The sequence below is a fragment of the Pseudomonas sp. 24 E 13 genome, from assembly GCF_900004715.1.
In the GTDB taxonomy this organism is placed as follows: domain Bacteria; phylum Pseudomonadota; class Gammaproteobacteria; order Pseudomonadales; family Pseudomonadaceae; genus Aquipseudomonas; species Aquipseudomonas orientalis_A.
Window position 1 is genome coordinate 34,554 of the sequence record NZ_CVTO01000150.1, and the last position, 17,609, is coordinate 52,162.

14 protein-coding genes and 1 tRNA gene are annotated in these 17,609 nt (G+C 58.8%); 7 read left to right on the plus strand and 8 right to left on the minus strand.

Annotated elements, in window-relative coordinates; all coding sequences use genetic code 11:
- Nucleotides 1-32 precede the first annotated feature (32 nt).
- The 5 genes from BFP90_RS21670 to BFP90_RS21690 all read left to right on the plus strand — a co-directional run bounded on the left by BFP90_RS21670 (nucleotide 33) and on the right by BFP90_RS21690 (nucleotide 5,018).
- Entirely contained in the window at nucleotides 33-1,172 is a 1,140-nt protein-coding gene (locus BFP90_RS21670) for a tyramine oxidase subunit B (protein ID WP_065897949.1), read from the plus strand.
- Between the two features lie 33 nt (nucleotides 1,173-1,205).
- The gene (locus BFP90_RS21675) at nucleotides 1,206-1,628 is read left to right on the plus strand and encodes a RidA family protein (RefSeq protein ID WP_065891967.1); all 423 of its coding nucleotides are present in this window, start codon (nucleotides 1,206-1,208) and stop codon (nucleotides 1,626-1,628) included.
- Nucleotides 1,629-1,686: 58 nt separating this feature from the next.
- Nucleotides 1,687-2,979 carry an NAD(P)/FAD-dependent oxidoreductase gene (locus BFP90_RS21680; RefSeq protein WP_065891966.1) on the plus strand — a complete coding sequence of 431 codons (1,293 nt, stop codon included), beginning with the start codon at nucleotides 1,687-1,689 and terminating at the stop codon, nucleotides 2,977-2,979.
- 157 nt (nucleotides 2,980-3,136) lie between these two features.
- Nucleotides 3,137-3,991: an alpha/beta fold hydrolase gene (locus BFP90_RS21685; protein ID WP_065897950.1), complete on the plus strand. Its 855-nt coding sequence runs from the start codon at nucleotides 3,137-3,139 to the stop codon at nucleotides 3,989-3,991.
- Between the two features lie 415 nt (nucleotides 3,992-4,406).
- The gene (locus BFP90_RS21690) at nucleotides 4,407-5,018 is read left to right on the plus strand and encodes an alginate export family protein (protein ID WP_240997020.1); all 612 of its coding nucleotides are present in this window, start codon (nucleotides 4,407-4,409) and stop codon (nucleotides 5,016-5,018) included.
- 121 nt (nucleotides 5,019-5,139) lie between these two features.
- Here BFP90_RS21690 and BFP90_RS21695 read toward each other — a convergent pair whose 3' ends face one another.
- From BFP90_RS21695 to BFP90_RS21705, 3 genes are read right to left on the minus strand one after another with little or no spacing between them, the layout of a single operon-like run.
- Complete coding sequence (locus BFP90_RS21695) at nucleotides 5,140-6,579, minus strand: efflux transporter outer membrane subunit (RefSeq protein WP_065897951.1); 1,440 nt, start codon at nucleotides 6,577-6,579, stop codon at nucleotides 5,140-5,142.
- 2 nt (nucleotides 6,580-6,581) lie between these two features.
- Nucleotides 6,582-9,722 (minus strand): multidrug efflux RND transporter permease subunit, encoded by a 3,141-nt coding sequence (locus BFP90_RS21700; protein WP_065897952.1) that lies wholly within the window; start codon nucleotides 9,720-9,722, stop codon nucleotides 6,582-6,584.
- A 15-nt stretch (nucleotides 9,723-9,737) separates the two neighbouring features.
- Entirely contained in the window at nucleotides 9,738-10,784 is a 1,047-nt protein-coding gene (locus BFP90_RS21705; protein WP_240997019.1) for an efflux RND transporter periplasmic adaptor subunit, read from the minus strand.
- A 459-nt stretch (nucleotides 10,785-11,243) separates the two neighbouring features.
- Here BFP90_RS21705 and BFP90_RS21710 point away from each other — a divergent pair, with 459 nt between their 5' ends.
- On the plus strand, nucleotides 11,244-12,194 hold the full coding sequence (locus BFP90_RS21710; protein ID WP_083203300.1) for a helix-turn-helix domain-containing protein: 951 nt from the start codon (nucleotides 11,244-11,246) through the stop codon (nucleotides 12,192-12,194).
- A gap of 72 nt (nucleotides 12,195-12,266) precedes the next feature.
- Here BFP90_RS21710 and BFP90_RS21715 read toward each other — a convergent pair whose 3' ends face one another.
- Genes BFP90_RS21715 through BFP90_RS21730 form a run of 4 tightly spaced genes read right to left on the minus strand, consistent with a single transcriptional unit; the run spans nucleotide 12,267 to nucleotide 16,562 of the window.
- The gene (locus tag BFP90_RS21715; protein WP_065892124.1) at nucleotides 12,267-13,217 is read right to left on the minus strand and encodes an HlyD family secretion protein; all 951 of its coding nucleotides are present in this window, start codon (nucleotides 13,215-13,217) and stop codon (nucleotides 12,267-12,269) included.
- Nucleotides 13,214-13,966 (minus strand): ABC transporter ATP-binding protein, encoded by a 753-nt coding sequence (locus BFP90_RS21720; protein WP_065897953.1) that lies wholly within the window; start codon nucleotides 13,964-13,966, stop codon nucleotides 13,214-13,216. The genes BFP90_RS21715 and BFP90_RS21720 overlap by 4 nt, the downstream gene beginning before the upstream one ends.
- Before the next feature lie 5 nt (nucleotides 13,967-13,971).
- Nucleotides 13,972-15,102 (minus strand): ABC transporter permease, encoded by a 1,131-nt coding sequence (locus tag BFP90_RS21725; RefSeq protein WP_065892128.1) that lies wholly within the window; start codon nucleotides 15,100-15,102, stop codon nucleotides 13,972-13,974.
- Entirely contained in the window at nucleotides 15,102-16,562 is a 1,461-nt protein-coding gene (locus BFP90_RS21730) for an efflux transporter outer membrane subunit (protein ID WP_065897954.1), read from the minus strand. The genes BFP90_RS21725 and BFP90_RS21730 overlap by 1 nt, the downstream gene beginning before the upstream one ends.
- A 277-nt stretch (nucleotides 16,563-16,839) precedes the next feature.
- Here BFP90_RS21730 and BFP90_RS21735 point away from each other — a divergent pair, with 277 nt between their 5' ends.
- Nucleotides 16,840-17,433: a GNAT family N-acetyltransferase gene (locus BFP90_RS21735; protein WP_065897955.1), complete on the plus strand. Its 594-nt coding sequence runs from the start codon at nucleotides 16,840-16,842 to the stop codon at nucleotides 17,431-17,433.
- Nucleotides 17,434-17,522: 89 nt separating this feature from the next.
- Here the strand turns inward: BFP90_RS21735 and BFP90_RS21740 are convergent.
- Nucleotides 17,523-17,609 (minus strand) — tRNA-Leu (locus tag BFP90_RS21740).

Consider the following 17,609-nt stretch of genomic DNA (forward strand, 5'->3'; position numbering starts at 1 on the left):
GCGGTGATATCACCTTCAGTCCGAGAATAATTATGTCCATTACTACAAAAATAGACTTCATCTACTTGTCCGAGCAGGACATGATCCGCGCCGGCGTGACCGACATGCTCGCCTGTGTGAACACCATGGAAGAGATGTTCGCGCTGCTGTATAGCGGCGACTATCGCATGGCTGGCCCGAACAACGATTCCCACGGCGCAATGGTGATATTCCCGAAGGAATCGCCGTTCCCGAACATGCCCAAGCCCACCGCTGACCGGCGCATGATGGCGATGCCGGCCTACCTGGGCGGCAGTTTCTGCACCGCAGGCGTCAAATGGTACGGCTCCAATATTGCCAACCGCGACAAGGGCCTGCCCCGCTCGATCCTGATGTTCACCCTCAACGACCCCGACACCGGAGCACCGTTGGCGCATATGTCCGCCAACCTGCTGTCGGCCTATCGCACCGGTGCGATCCCCGGTGTGGGTGCACGCCACCTGGCGCGCAAGGACTCGAAAGTGGTCGGCCTGCTCGGCCCGGGCGTGATGGGCAAGACCACGCTCGCCGCATTCATCGCCGTTTGCCCGTTAATCGATACCTTGAAAATCAAGGGCCGTGGCGAGAAGAGCCTGAATGATTTTCTTGCCTGGGTGAAGGACACCTACCCGCAGATCACCACGATTAAAGTGGTCGACAGCCTCGAAGAGGTGGTCCGTGATTCCGACCTTGTTACTTATTGTAGCTCCGGTGAGACGGGCGACCCCTCAAAGTACCCAATTGTGAAGCGCGAGTGGGTCAAGCCGGGTTGCTTCATGGCGATGCCGGCGGCCTGCTCGCTGGACGAAGGCATGGAGCGCGCCGACGTGCGCAAGGTGCTGGACAACACCGGCCTTTACGAAGCCTGGTTCGAAGAACTGCCCAAGCCTGCGCACCACAACGTGCCGGTGATTGGCGTGCGGTTCATGGACATGATCGCCGAAGGCAAGATGCAGCTCGAGGAGCTTGAAGACATCGGCAAGATCATCGCCGGCGATGCCCGGGGCCGCCGCAACGATGAAGAAATCATCATCATGTCGGTCGGCGGCATGCCGGTCGAAGACGTGGCCTGGGGCACGGTGGTGTACCGCAATGCGATCGAAAGAGGCATCGGCGTGAAGTTGAATCTGTGGGAAACCCCGGAGCTGCGCTGAGCCATTCCCTTTACAACTGACGAGACCTTCGACATGACAAAAATCATCAAGCTCAAGACCGGTTCCCCGTTTGAAGACCAGGCCAGCTATTCGCGCCTGGTGGTGGTGGACAACTGGATCTATGTGTCCAACACCGCCGGCCGCAACCCGCAAACCAAGCTGATCCCCGAAGACATCCTCGAGCAGACGCACCAGGTGTTCGCCAACATCGAATCGGCCTTGAAGGCAGTCGATGCCAGCCTGGCCGATGTGGTGTGCTCGCGGGTGTTCATCCAGGACCCCAAGGATGTGCCGGCGGTAATGGCCTTGATCGGCGAGAAGTTTCGCGGCGTCGACCCGGCCAGCACCGTCACGTGCCCGCCGCTGGGCTCGACGGTCTACAAGGTGGAACTGGAAGTGACGGCTTATCGCAACGCTTCCAAGGCGCAAGTCGAAGTCATTCGCCTGTCGCAGTAACCCGTTATGCGGCCGTGCGTGTGCGCGGCCGACCTCTATTGCTTATCGAGTCTTGATCATGGCCCCGACGATTGCGCCCGTGAATACGTCCACCGAGTTTCCCACTGCGACCAGCGTCGTCATTATCGGCGGCGGCATCATTGGCCTGACGGCTGCACTGACGCTGGCCGAACGCAATATTCCGGTAGTGGTGCTGGAAAAAGGCCGTATCGCCGGCGAGCAGTCCTCACGCAACCTGGGCTGGGTGCGCAAGACCAGCCGCCACGCGCACGATATCCCGCTGGCCCTGGCCGCAGACCGCTTGTGGGCACAAATGCCTGAGCGGGTGGGTGCGGATGTGGGCTACCGGCAAGAGGGCATCATGTTCGTCGCCCGCAACGACACGCAGTTGGCCATGCATGAAGGCTGGCTCAAGTCGGTCGACCACCTGTCCCTTGATTCTCGGATGCTGAGCAAACGCGAGATCGAACAGTTGGTGCCGGGCGGCGCGGGCAATTGGTCCGGCGGCATCTACACGCCGTCCGACGCGCGTGCGGAACCGACGCTGGCCAGCAGTGCGATTGCCAAGGCCGCGATGGCCCTGGGCGTGGTCATCATCGAGCAGTGTGCAGTGCGTACGCTGCAGATGTCCGCCGGCAAAGTCAGTGGCGTGGTCACGGAAAAAGGCGAGATCCGCTGCGACCAGGTATTGCTCGCGGGCGGTATGTGGTCGCGGCGCTTCTTGGGTAACCTCGGGGTGTCATTGCCGACCCTGGCCTTGACCTGCTCGGTGTTGCGTACCCACCCGATGGAGGGCCCGACGGAAATTGCCGTGGGCGCACCGGACTTTTCGTTTCGCAAACACAAGGATGGCGGTTTCATCGTTACTCAGCGAGGCAAGCTGGACGCTTTTCTGACCCTCGATCACCTGTTGCTTGCCAAGCAATACATGCCGCAATTTCGTGCGCAGCGCAGCGTGTTGAACGTGTCGCTGGGCAAGTATTTTTTCAACGACCTGGCGCTGCCCAGGCGTTGGTCGGCCGACAGTGTCAGCCCGTTCGAACGTGTACGCATGCAAGACCCCGCCGCCAACCCGCGGCTCAACAATGATGCGATGAACAACCTCAAGGCGGCCTGGCCGGTATTCGAGCAAGCCCGGATCGCCCAGACCTGGGCAGGCACTATCGACGTGACTCCGGATTCCAACCCGGTAATAGGCCCGGTCGCACAGATTCCCGGGCTGACCGTGGCGACCGGTTTTTCCGGGCACGGCTTTGGTACTTCACCGGCGGCGGGTCACCTGGCGGCGGATATCGTCAGCGGGCACACGCCCATCATCGATCCAAGCCCTTATCGTTTCGACCGTTTCTAAGTCGACCCAGGCCCCTGATGCCACTGTAGGAGCGAGCTTGCTCGCGAAGAACTCAAATGCACCGCGTTCATACAGGATGCCCGCGTTATCGTTGACGTTTTTCGCGAGCAAGCTCGCTCCTACAGGAAAATCTTAACTGTACTTACGGAGCAAACCCATGTCCCCAGACAGCCGCTTTTTCATCAATCGCACCGGCTTGCGTTTGCATTTTCTACGTTGGGGCGATCCGAGCGGCGTGCCGCTGGTGTTGTTGCATGGCTTGCGCGCCTATGCACAGACCTGGGAGTCGCTGGTCGAGGCCTTGGGTGCCGGTTATTGTGTCTACGCGCTCGACCAGCGCGGTCGCGGCCTGAGTGACTGGGGCCCGGCCGCGAGCTATCACACGCAATCCTATGTCGAGGACCTGCAGGACTTCGTCGCTGATGTCGGCTTGCAGCGCTTCGTGTTGCTGGGCCATTCGCTGGGCGGTGCCAATGCCCTTGAATACGCACGGCAGGCACCGGGACGCTTGATGGGGCTGATCATCGAAGACATCGGCCCCGGGTCGTCGAGCCAGGGCGACGGTGCGGCGCGCATCCGCCGCGAGATGAACCAGACCCCCCTGCGGTTCGACGATTGGCAAGCCGCCCACGCTTTCTGGCAGGCGTCCCGCCCGGGCTTGTCGGAGCAGGGCCTGGCGTCACGCCTGGCGCATTCGATGAAGGAGAGCGAGGGCGCGATCATTTGGCGCCACGATCAGCAAGGCATCGCCGAGGCGCGCCTGAGCATCGAACCGACGGACTTGTGGCCGGCGGTGCGCGCCCTGGATTGCCCGACCCTGTTTATCCGCGGCGCGCGTTCGGACTTTTTGCCGGCGGCGACGCTGCAGGCGATGCGCGACTGCAATGCGCAGGTGCGCACCGCCGAAGTCGCGGATGCCAGCCATTATGTGCATGACGATCAAGGCGAGGTGTTCAACGGGCTGGTCATTGAGTTTCTTGAGAGCCTGGCGACGTCGGCCCCGTCAGCGTAGGTATCTATTTACAGCGCTCCTGGTCCAAATGTGGGAGGGGCGGTGCGACGATTCGACTTGCTCCCAATGGCGGCCTCAGAGCCGACCAGGATTTGAGTCGATCCTGGCTCAAATGTGGGAGGGGGCTTGCTCCCGATGGCGGCCTCAGGGCCGACCAGGATTTTGTGTCGATCCAGGCCCAAATGTGGGAGGGGGCTTGCTCCCGATGGCGGCCTCAGAGCCGACCAGGATTTTGAGTCGATCCTGGCTCAAATGTGGGAGGGGGCTTGCCCCCGATGGCGGCCTCTGGGCCGACCAGGATGCTGGATCAGTCGAGTACATATCCGTTGCTGCGGTAACGGCCACTTAGGGTTCCGCCCTGACGGCGGCTCACTTTTGAAAAGCGCAAAAGTAAGGTTCTATCGGTTCGACCTACGTGCACGGCCTGGATGTGGAAGAGAAATACGCCTTCGGAGATCGGGCTGAGCGCAAGGGCATGAACGTCTACAGCATCCGTGGACAGGGCAATGCCGGGATCGAGAACGCCGATTTTGCGTTCGAAGTGGCCCGTCAGGAAAAGCGTTCGGGCTCGCAGCGGGCGATGTTCTTCGACGCGGGTTACACCTTCGTCGACAAGCCATGGCAACCGACCGTCAGCTATCGTTATTCGCGCTATTCCGAAGGCTGGGACTTCCTGTTCCAGGGCGGTTATCGCAAGCGCCTGCAGGGAGAAATCGGGCTTAATTATGCGGGCTCCGTGACCTCGAATATGGAGATCCACGACGTGCTCCTCTCGGTCAAGCCGACCGAGAAGTTGACCCTTAATGCGATGGCGTTCAACTATCACCAGCTGTCCCGTCGCCATGAGTTGGACTTCGCTGCGCAGGAGGTCGATTTTTTTGTCGATTGGGCGGTCACGGAGAACATCACGCTGTCGCCGCTGATTGGCTTCTACAAACCGGAGAAGTGGCTGGGCAACGGTGGCCGGCAGAGCGGCGACGCCTCAACCAACACCTACATGCAGTTCATTGTGTGGGCGACGTTCTGAGTCGTCTGAGTCGTCATTGAGGGCTGGTGCAGTCAGGGCAGGCGTTGACGTTTTGCGTCAACGCCTCCTTGCGTTCATGCCCATGGTTTCTCGAATCTGCTCAACCCCTTCTCGTATCAGCTCAACCCTGCGGCGCGGCAATAGCCGCGCCGCTGCGGTCCTGCAAACCCCCTCCCAGAGACTTGTACAGCGCGACCGTGTTGACGATATCGTCACGTCGCAACTCCAACAGCGCCTGGCGTGCGGCGTAGAGCAGACGCTGTGCATCCAGCAGCTCCAGCCTGCCATCCAGCCCCGCCTGATAGCGCAGGGTTGACAGCCCAAGGCGGCGTTCCGCGGTCTTTACGGCACGTAGTTGCGCTTCGATTTGTCTATCGAATGTCGCTGTACCGGCCAAGGCGTCCGCGACCTCCCGAAAAGCCGTCTGGATGGTGCGCTCATAGAGGGCAATGGCTTCGGATTTACGCACCTTGGCCAGGTCCAGTTCGGCGCGCAGCTGCCCGGCCTGGAACAGCGGTTGGGTCACCTGAGGCACGAATCTCCAGACCTGCCGCGAGGGGTCGAACAAATCCCCGATTGATGAGCTGGCATAACCAAAAGAGGCAGTCAGTGAAATTCGCGGAAAGAACGCCGCACGCGCGGCGCCGATATTGGCGTTGCTGGCGATAAGGTGTTGTTCGGCCTGGCGCACATCGGGACGCGTCAAGAGCACGTCAGCCCGCAGTTCGGCGGGCAGTCGTGCGATGACGGGTTGCCGTTCCAGCGGCAGTGCCGAAGGCAGATCGTTGGGCAGCTCGCTGCCGACAATCAATTGCAGGGCGTTGCCGGCCTTGGCAAGCGTACGCTGACGTGCCTGCAAGTCGGCTTCGGCCAGTGCGACCTGGTTTTCGGCCTGGGCGACGTCCAACTCACTGCTCTGCATCGACGTCTTCATCAGGCGAGCCAGTTCCAGGGACACTCGCCAATCCGCGAGTGTGCGCTCGGCCAGTTGGCACTGCTCACGGGCCAGTTGCTGTGCGAAATACGTCTCGGCAACGGCACTCACCAGGATGATCTGAGCAGCGTCACGGCCATTTTCACTGGCGAAGTAGCGTGCCAGCGCGGCATCGGAAAGTGCCCGTACACGTCCGAATAGATCCAGCTCGAACGCATTGATGCCCACGTTCACACCCACCTGCTGAGTGACTTGGCGATTTTCGCTGCCCTGGCCGCTCACGCCTGCGGCCCGCTCGCGAGTGGCGCTTGCATCGGCGGACACGGAAGGAAAACGTCCGGCGATTTGAATCTGTGACATGGCCCGGGCGGCTTCGACATTCAGCGTAGCCAGACGCAGATCACGGTTGTTCTGCAGCGCCAGGTCAATCAACCGCTGCAAACGCAGATCGCCGAACATCGTTCGCCAGCCCAGGGCTGCAGCCGTCAACGAAGCGCCTGACTTCATCGCGGCCCCTTCCTGCAGTGGAAAGTACGAAGGAACGGGCAGTGCCGGACTGTCCAGCTTGGGCGTCAGCACACAGGCGGACAGGCAGCCAGCCAGGGACAAGCAAACCAACAGGCGCATGTTTAATTTTCCGGGGTCATGGTTGAGGTGCTTTTGGAGCGGCGTGCACGCCATGCCTCGAAGCGTTCCTGGCTGCCGATTACGAAGACGAAGAACGCGGGCACAAAGAACACCGCCAGCAAGGTGCCACTGAGCATCCCGCCGAATACGCCAGTGCCGATTGCATGCTGGGTTTCCGCGCTGGCGCCCGAGGCGAGCATCAGGGGGACAACGCCGAGAGTGAAGGCCATGGACGTCATCAGAATCGGGCGCAGGCGTAGCCGAGAGGCGGTGACTGCCGCGTCGATCAACGTTCGGCCTTCAGCATGCAACTGCCGCGCGAACTCTACGATCAAGATGGCATTTTTCGCCGACAAACCGATGATTGTGATCATCCCGACCTTGAAAAATACATCGTTGGGCAAGCCTCGCAGCATCACTGCGGCGACTGCCCCGAGCAGGCCCAATGGCACCACCAGCACCACTGAAAGCGGAATCGACCAGCTTTCGTACAATGCGGCGAGCACCAGGAAAACCACCAGCGCTGACAACAACATCAACAACGGCGCCTGCGCTGCCGACTGTTTTTCCTGTAGCGATTGGCCTGTCCACGCCACAGCGAAGCCCTGGGGCAACTGCGCGACCAGGCGCTCCATTTGCGCCATCGCCGCTCCGCTTGAGACACCCTCGGCAGCGCCACCGGTAATGCGCACCGCCGGGAAACCCTGGAAGCGCATCATTTGCTGGGGGGACTCGGTCCACACCGGCGTCACCACTTCGCGCAACGGCACCATGCCATTTGTCGAGTTGCGTACACGCAGGCTCAGTACGTCTTCCAATTGCATACGCGCAGCGGCATCGGCTTGCAAAATGACGGATTGCAGGCGTCCTGCGTTGGGAAAGTCGTTGACGTAGAGTGAGCCCATGGCCGAAGACAACGTGCTGTTCACGGCGGCGAACGACAGGCCCATTGATTCGGCCTTCTGCCGATCAATCTCCAGTCGGACGCTCTCGCCAGGTGGCAGGCCATCGGCGTAAACGCCGCTGACCAGCTTGTCCTGCGCGGCCAGTTTCAGCAGTTGCGCCTGGGCCGCCAGGAGCGCTTGCTCTCCACGATTTGCCCGGTCCTGTAGAAAAAAGGTGTAGCCGGACGACGTGCCCAGGTCATCTATCGGCGGCGGCATCAGGCTCATCGTGGTGCCTTCGACACTGTCGGTCATCGCGCTCTGGGCCAGCGCGGCCTCATTGCTCGCTGTCGCACCATTGCGTTGATTCCAGTCCTTGAGCATGGTGAACGCCATGGCCGTGTTGGGGCCGGAACCTGCGAAGCTGAAGCCCTGCACCACCAGGTTGGCGGCAAGCGCCGGACGTGACGCCACATGGGCTTCGAACGCCTTGACCACATCCAATGTGCGCTCGCTGGTTGCGCCGGTTGGCAACTGGATCGATGTCATGAAATAACCCTGATCCTCCTCAGGCAGAAACGAGGAGGGCAACTGCGCCATGGCAACGGCCAATACGGCGCATATCGCCGCAAAAATCAGCATCATCCTGCCGCTGCGCCCGACCATTTGGCCTACGCGCTCGCTGTAGCGGCCAGTGAGTCGCTCGAAGGCTCGGTTGAACGCACCGAAAAAGCCGCGCTTGTCGTAATGACCAGGCGTGACCGGGCGTAGCAGCGTTGCGCAAAGCGCGGGCGTCAGGGTCAACGCCAGCAGCGCCGAGAACAGGATCGATACCACCATGGACAGGGTGAATTGCTGGTAGATGACGCCGACGGACCCGGTGCCGAATGCCATGGGTATGAACACCGCCGTGAGCACCAGGGTGATCCCGATCACCGCACCGCTGATTTCCTTCATGGCCTGGGACGTCGCCGCTCTTGGCGATAACCCCTGGGTAGCCATCAGGCGTTCCACGTTTTCCACCACGACGATGGCATCATCGACAATGATGCCAATGGCCAGCACCATGCCAAACATGGTCAATGCGTTGATCGAGAACCCCGCCAGCAACATCACGGCGAAGGTGCCGAGCAGGGCAATGGGTGCAACGATGGCGGGAATCAACGTGTAACGTACTTTTTGCAGGAACAGGTACATCACCAGAAATACAAGGACCATGGCTTCGAGCAAGGTATACACGACCTTCTCGATAGAGACCTTGACGAAGGGTGCTGTGTCGAAGGGGATGGAGTACGACATGCCTGTCGGCATGCTGGGTGCCAGCTCGGCCAATCTGTCGCGCACCGCCTGGGCGGTGCGCACGGCGTTTGCGCCTGGCGCGAGCTGAATGGCGGCGCTGGTCGCGACCTTGCCGTTTTCTCGATTGGAGAATGCGTAGGATTGCGCACCCAGCTCGACACGCGCTACGTCGCCAATCAGCACTTTTGAACCGTCCACATTGGCGCGCAGTACGATAGCCGCAAACTGCTCCGGGGTTGATAGCTGCCCTTGCACGGTCAACGGGATCGTCAGGCGCTGGCCGCGCAGTGTGGGTTCGTCACCCAATCTACCCGGGGCGATCTGCGCATTCTGCTGCTCGACTGCCTGGGCCACATCACTCATGGTCAAGCCGAACGCCGTCAGCTTGGCGGGCTCCACCCAAATACGCATGGCCTGTTCAGCGCCGAATAACTGCACGCGACCCACGCCTTTGATCCTTCGTAGCTCCTGCACCACGTTGCGCGCCAGGTAATCGTTGAGGGCGAGTTCACCGAAGCGCAAGTCGGGCGATGTCATGCCGATCATCATCAGAAAACCCGACGCCGCCGACTCGACCTGCATGCCGTTCTGACGCACCACCTGCGGCAGGCGTGTTTCGACCGCCTTGACGCGATTTTGTACATCGATCTGGGCCATTTCGGGGTTGGTGCCAGGCACAAAAGTGGCGCTGATCTGCGCGGTGCCCGATGCGTCGACAGCGGATTCGAAGTACAGCAGATTCTTCACGCCTGATAGTTCACGCTCAATCAGGCTGACGACCGAGTCGTTAAGCGTTTGCGGCGAAGCCCCCGGATAACTGGCCGTCAGGCTGACTGACGGAGGCGCTACCGAGGGGTAACGCGCGATCGGTAGTTGCGGAATGGCAATAAGGCCGAACAATACAATGAACAACGCGATCACCCAGGCGAACACCGGGCGATTGATGAAAAACTGAGACATGAGGGGGTTCTCTGCCTAACGCGCAGTGGCGTTGAGTGGGAGCGCAGCGGCATTCGCCTGCCAGGAGGCGGCGCTGACTTGCGCGTTTTCGGTCAGGCGCTCCAGACCCTCGATGACCACGAGCTGTCCAGCGCTGAGCCCGGACACCACGCGGTAGCGGCGATCGACCAGTTCCCCCAGTTCGATTGCGACAGCGTGTGCCTGCTCCTTGGCATCTATCACCCACACGCGTGCCTGGCCGCCGCTACGCAGTACGGCTTGCTGCGGTACGCTCAGCGCCTGCGGATAATCGGCCAGTGGCACCCGCGCTTGTACAAACAGGCCTGGCAGCAGCTGGCGATGGGGGTTGTCGACCAGTATGCGGAGCAACACGTCTCCGGTACCTGCATCTACATTAATCCCGGAGAACAGGATGCTGCCGTTGAGGCCGGTGGGGTTGCCGGAACTGTCGAGAATCTCTACGGGCAAGCCAGGCGCGCGTTGACCGTCCTGGGCGCTGAGTGATTCACGCAGCGAGCGCAGTGTCGATGCGGTTTGACGAACATCGACATACACTTGGTCAATCTGCTGGATTCTCGCCATCGGTGCGCTGTCAGTTGATGACACAAGCGCGCCTTCGCTCACCAGGGTCTGGTCAATGCGTCCGGCAATCGGCGCGTCGACTGTCGCGAACCTCAGGTCCAGCCGGCGTCGAGCCAGGGTTGCCTTGGACTGGGCGACATCCGCCTCAGCCTGATCGCGCAGTGATATGGCGTCGTCGTAGACTTGGCGGCTGACTGCCTCGGCGTGCATCAAAGGCGAAAGCCGTTCGGCCTGGATACGTGCGCGTTTCAATGCAGCCTGCGCTTTGAGCACCAGCGCTGCAGCGCTATCGACTTCGGCTTTGAAGGGGGCCGGGTTAATCTGAAACAAGGCCGTGCCGGCAGTCACTTCAACGCCCTGATCAAATAGACGCTTGTTCACGATGCCGCTGATCTGCGCGCGAATGTCGGCAGTGCGAACTGCCGAAACACGGCCAGGCAGTACCTCGCTGACTTTTATGGAAGCGGGTTCAAGGGGCATTACGGAAACCTGTGGGATAGGCACGTCGTCGGCGACTTGCCCCTCGGGGTGACACCCGGTTAAGGCGAACATAAAAAGCCCGATCCATAAGGGACACGGTCGCCTGGATCTAAAAGACATACCTGAATAACCTCATTAAAAATATTGCCAGGCTCAAGGCCATGGCGCTCGAATGGAATGTTCAACTAAAAGAGTTGGGATTCATTCGACGTTATGTGTAGGTAGTGTGGATTTTGAAACTAACGTGGCGGGCGGTAATGATGTTCGGAGTATCCGAAAACAGTAGCGTGGTTAAATCTCCATCAAAACTCCATCGTTTCTCCACACGGTCTTGGCATTGTTCATGGAGCATGCGTTATATATAAATAGCCCCTGAAAACCTGGCGCTGAATCGATCTGGCTGTTGGCAATAACGGTTGAGTCAGGGTGCGCAGAGGCAAGTTGGCACAGGTCGATAGAATGAAATTTGATGGTTTTAATCAGCGGCTTAGACAGGCGATTGGCGGTGAAACAATCTATTCATTCGCGAAGAAAAGTGGTATTTCCGAACCCTTGTTGCGCAAATATTTGAGTGGTGAATCTGTCCCGAGTCTGGAAAAAGCCTGGAAAATGGCCGTCACGGCCAATGTCTCGCTTGATTGGTTGGCGGGGAAGGGAGCCCCGCACGTTATCCAGCAATCAAGCAGTATGGTATCCCTGGATCACAACTCACAACGTTTGAGCATTCCTCCTGGTGACGGCGCTGTCAAAGAATTTGGCGGGTTCAGCGCACGCTTGAAAAAAGCGCTGGGCGATGAAACACCCCACGCATTTTCAAATAAATGCGGAATTGCTAACAGTTCGCTATACAGTTATCTAAAAGGACGGGTTGTACCTAATATTGAAAGGGCCTGGAAAATGGCTGTCGTCGCCAACGTATCACTTGATTGGTTGGCGGGTGGGGGCTGTAAGGAGAGTCAGCCCGATCAAAATGGAGCAGGCAGTGGGGATAATGACGCCTACGTCTATATTCCACTTTACGAGCCTGTTTTGCGTGGCCGTAAGGGTCCAGGGAATCTCAGCGCAAACGTTCTCACCCACCTTGCGTTCCCCGCCGACTCATTGCACAAACAGAAACTGTGCCCGCAGCAGCTTTTAGCGATTCCAGTAATGGGTGATTCGATGGCTGGAATATTGAATGCGGGCGATATCGTAATGATTGACCTGGAACGCAACCAGCTCGATGCCGATGCCCTCTATGTGATTCGGTTGAACGACCAGTTGTATGCCAAGCGGTTGCAGCGACTTTCGGACGGTTCGGCATGCATCATCAATGAAAACAAGGCATACCGTGATGTGCTCGTAACAAAGGCTCAGGTCAATGATATTGACATTATGGGCCGTGTGATATGGACCTCCAGCTGGATGTAGGCGCTCAATATCGGGAAGCCTGCGTAGCGGCGTTGGCGCACAAGCGACATGCCGCAGGCAGAAGCGAGTGCGTTATTCCGCATCAGCGGGAAAAGGGCTATGGAAGCGTTTGCGCTGGCTGCGATCAACGCCAAAATGTACCAACATCCTTTGTCCTATACGTACGGAAGCGGGCACCGCCTGATCGAGCACCAATATGCATTCGACGGTACGCAGATTACCGCGTGTCTGCGGATCGTCCTCAAGCGTGCTATTACCAAACACAGGGCTGACACGCAGTACATGGGCAGATATGGCCGGTAGTCCGCTGCCGGTATCATCGGTGACTTGTGCCTTCATACCCGGGACAACGATGCCGATAAATGACTCGTTCAACTCGGCCCGTATGATGCGCTCTGTAGTGGGCAATAATATGAATGCGGGTCCTGATGACGCGGAGAGAGACGCGCCCAGTTGAACAAAACTACGAACAATCTGCGCATCCGCGGGTGAAACAATATTGCGCTGTTCCAGTTCATAGCGCGCACTGGCCAGTTTTCTCTTGGTGACGGCTGCGTCCGCGTCATTATCTTCAATTCGATCGTGCAACTGCTGCGCAGCTTCACGCGCATCGTCAGCACTCTGTTGATCGCCGGCGCCGACGCTTGCAGCGGTCGTCAACCGTTTGGCCTTTAGATCAGCGGCCTTGAAGTGTCTGGCCAATTGCTTGGCGCGAACCTCGAGTTGTTGTTGCTCGGCCTGCGCCGCACTGACGGCCAGTTGCGCAAGTTCGCTGTCCAGGGAGGCTAGCAATTGGCCTTTACGTACCTGATCGCCCTCGCTTACCCAGATTTTTTTCACGACACCCTCTCGCTGCGTGCCAAGCTTCAAGACCCCGCCTTCAACATCGAGACGGCCGCGCGCGATGGCCAGGTAGGGAGGGGCGGCAGGCACTGCGCCTGAAGAGGTGTCTTCCATACCGCAGCCGGTAAGACCCAGGGCGAGAACCAGTGCCAGCAATGGCCGAAACGAACCCGGATTCATAACACATGTTCCTTTTTACTGACGATGTTGATTGCGTGGGAGAAAGAGGCGTGGTCAGCCAGGATTCGACCGTCTTCAATGGTCAAGACACGGTCGCTATGATTTATCAGCCGTGGGTCATGGCTTACGCACAACACCGTTGTGCCTCGATTGCGCGCAATCTTGTGCAGTATGTCGATAATGATCTGGCCGTTGGCCGCATCCAATGCGCTGGTGGGTTCGTCGGCGAACAGCAGTTCAGGTTCCTTTGCCACGGCTCGCGCAATGGCGACGCGCTGCTTTTCACCGCCGGACAACTCGGAAGGACGCAGGTGCATGCGCGGCCCCAGGCCAACGTCTTCCAAGGCTTGGGTAGCACGTCTGGTGACGTCCTTGGCCGAGAGACCGAGGTAGCTCAGGGGCAGCTCGACCTGTTGCAGCGCATTCAAGGCAGGAAACAGATTGAAACCCTGGAAAATAAATCCCGTGTGTTGCAGGCGAAATTTTTCCAGCTCATGGGTATCGAGTTTCCCAAGGTCATGCCCCAGCGCGCTAACGCGGCCTTGTTCCGGCCGTTGCAAGCCGCTGAGAATTGCCAGTAACGTACTCTTGCCACAGCCGGACGGTCCTGAGATCAACGTCAGCTCGCCTGGCCTTATCGCCAGATTGACATCATGCAGCACAGCCGTAGTCACGCCACCCGCTATAAAGGATTTGCGAATATTGCTTGCCTGAAGTGTGGCTGGAATTGCTGATCTTAACGGTTTCATAAGGCCTATCTCAGAAGACTCGCCGGATCGGCTTGACGTAAGGTTCGAATGGCTGCCAGTCCGGATACCAGCGCCAGAATCATGCTTAGCAGCAGGCAAGCCCCCACCGCAGCGGGTGAAATTTCCACGGGAACGTTGAAATGCCAGGCGATGGCGAACAATCCGCAAGCCAGGATGCTGCTGCCCAGCAGGCCGATCGCCCCGACCCAGAACGCCTGCTCCATCACCACTTTACGCAGCGCGTTGACGCCGACGCCAAGCGCGTTCAAGGTCGCGTATTCACGAATGGAACCGGCCACTGCGGCCACCAGGGTTTGGCTGGTAATCACCGCACCGACCAAAAATACGATGGCGGCCATGAACAACACCCCAGCCCCGGCCCCGGTGTCGAAAATCCAATACATCTGTGAGCGATGAGCAAATTGCTCTGCAGTCCAGACCGCGTAGCTGCCGAACGCCGTCGCCCCTTCGAGACGACCGGCAACCGCATCCGCCTGGGCCGGATCGCGCACTTTGGCCACCAGGTAGGTGGTGCGGTCACTGGCGATGGCGGTATCGAGTAGCCGGGCGGTGGACAACGACGTCAGCACATTCACACCCCCCAACGCCCGCAGTCCGCCGGTGATGCCCACGACGTGTACGCGACGGCCGTTAATGGTGGCCACGTCCCCCAGATTGACGCCCAGGGTCACCAGGTCGGCGCGGTCGACGATGACGGCTCCCGGCTCGTTCAAAAGCGCGCGTAGCGGCGTAGACAGTAGTTGCTGAAACATCAATCCACGTGGCCCTGTCTCAATACCAGAGACAAATACCGAGACACCGCCGGTATCGCGTGCGCCTCGCCAATCGGCATCCAGCCATTGAAATTGTTCAACCCTGGTGATGTCGGGATCCATGCGCAGCCGCATCTCCACGCCGGCGTCTATCGTTCGGCCCAGGTTGACGCTTTGAGTGCCTGGGAATCCCACCCAGACATCGGCGGCGGAGCGGGTGATATAAACACTGGCGCTACTGAAGATTCCCGTTACCAGACCCACCTGGAGCAATTGCAGCAATCCGGCAAAACCCACCGCAATAATCGCGGGAAGGAACCGGCGCCATTCGTAGAGGAGCGTTTGACGCGCAAGGGCAACCATCAGTCAATGTCCTTCAGGGTATCTGCCGGCAATGGCGCACCGCCTAATGCTTTGTACAACGTGATGTAGGCCAAACCTCGCTCGGCGTTGGCGCGAGCCACCTGTTGCTGGGCGTTCAGCTTCTCAATCCGGGCATCGTCGATGTCCAGTTCACTCAGTAAACCCAATCGAGCGCGTTGCTCCAGCGCGTCAAGGTAAGCTTGAGATTCGGTTAACGCGTGCAGGGACGACTGTTCATACACACGCAACTGTTCGAGGTCTCCCAGCGCGGTTTCGGTTTCAGCGACGCCCTGTAATACGGATTGTTGATAGGCCAGGACCGCGGCCTGCAGTTGATGGTCCTTGGCCTGTGCATTGGCCAATCGCTGACCCCAGTCGAACAACGGGATACTTATCCCAGGTCCGGCCGAGAAGATGCTGTCGCCACTGCGTGTTCGTTTGCGGTTGCTGGCAATATTGACCGACCACTGCAATGACGCACCTAAACTGATACGCGGATAGATATCGGCCCGACTCATACCCAGTTCGCCAGCGGCAATGAGTACCTGAGCTTCGGCAATACTGATCTCAGGCCGCGTTCGCAATAGGTCAGCCGGTAAGCTGGTCAGCTGCCAAGGCCCCAGTTTGGGTGGGGGGCCGGGCTGCAGCCACAGCGGATCCGGCTCGCTTTGTCCGACCAGTAGCGCTAACTGTTGCGCGCTTCGGTTTATGGTTTGTCGTGGTGCATTCAGCGCCATTGCGCAACGCGCCAGTTCGGCCCGCGCCTTTGCAATTTCAGTCGAGGCGGTGAGATTCAGGTGCTCGCGAACAAGCAATAATTCCAGCTTTTTACGTTGCACTTGCTCAATGGCGCTCAAAGTGGCTTCAAGCTGCTGCGCCGCGCGCAGTTCGATCCAACGACTGCTCACTTCTGCGACCAATGACACGCGTACCGTGCGTAAGTCGCCCGTCATCAGCGCTTCATGGCCATGGGCAAGACGATCGGCACTCTGTTTTGCCCCAAACAACGGGAGTTCCCATTGTGCGTCGAGCCCCAGGAGCAAGTAAGACGTGCTGGTGTCGGGGCTGACGGCATCGGTGGTCTTTATTCCCAGTGCGGGCAAGTAGGGCGACTGCGCGCGCTGACTGAGTATTCGTGTTGCCCGTAATCGCTCTGTTGCCTCGGCAACATCCAGGTTTTTCTGTAAGGCGCGAATCACCAATGCGTCCAGCTCGGGATCACCGAACGCATGCCACCATTGCTTGAACTCCGGGTGTGCAGGCGCGGTGTAGGGACGTGAGTTACGCCATGCGTCAGGCGGCGCCGGGTTCAGCGGAGGCAGCGGCGCCACGGAGCAACCGGCAAGCACCAATAGCACTATTAGCGAAAGAGCCAACCTAGTCCTACTTGTTCTAAGTCTGATAAAAGGCTTGATGTTCTTCACCTGGTAGTAAATGGCTGTTCGAAGCTTTAGGGGCATGTGGTTAATTGCAAGAACCGCATCGTAGGTTGCGGTTCTGTATGGTTATTTTATTTTTTCAATAAGGATGGATCTTCTGAGCGCAGAGGTAGGGTTTTGCCCGCATGCTGAAAGTTGGGTTTTAAACGTTATCGTTGCAAATGGCGGATGCCCCGCAGCGGATGCAATGGTACTTACCCAATGTGTGCTTTTGCGCAAGGCTTGATGGAGAGTTTGTGGAGAAAGTGCTTTTGATTAGCGAGACGGTGTAGTGATATGGGTATTACGGGAAACCGGCATGGAGCCGCGTCAGAAAAAAGTGAGCCATAAATTGTCTGGAGAATTTCCAGAATTCTCGCTCAGGAGAATCAAGCTGAGAAAAGTCCGCCCTGGGGATGTTGCCTCTGTTTACGCGGGACTGTCGGATCCCCGTGTGGTCGCTCAGTACGGTGTTTCCTATACAAGCCTGGTTGCTACCGATGAGCAGATGAGGTGGTTTGAGCACATAGTCGCGCAGAAGACAGGAATGTGGTGGGCTATCGCCCTGAAGACCGATGACGCAATGATCGGAGCATGCGGCCTGAATGATTGGTGCCACAAGCACCGCAAGGCTGAAATCGGCTATTGGTTGATGTCAGAGCACTGGCGACAAGGCCTTTTGACTGAAGCTCTGCCGTCAGTTGTGCGATACGGCTTGCGCAATATGGGACTCCATCGTATCCACGCAGACGTAGAGCCCGATAACGAGCCCAGCTGCGCGCTTTTGAAAAAACTTGGGTTTCACCTTGAAGGAACGCTTCGTGACGTTGAGCTGAAGGAGGGCAAGTTTTTAAGCCTCCACCAGTTCAGCTTGCTTGCATCAGACGCGGGTGCAGAGCGGTTCCTGGATTAATTAGCGAGACGGGTTATGTGGGTCTAATCATCGCGGAGCACAAAAGATAAGGGCCTGCCCAGGTTTCCCCGGCAAGCCCTTGATATCTATGGTGCCCGAACCCGGAATCGAACCGGGACGCCCTTACGAGCGGGGGATTTTAAGTCCCATGCGTCTACCAGTTTCGCCATTCGGGC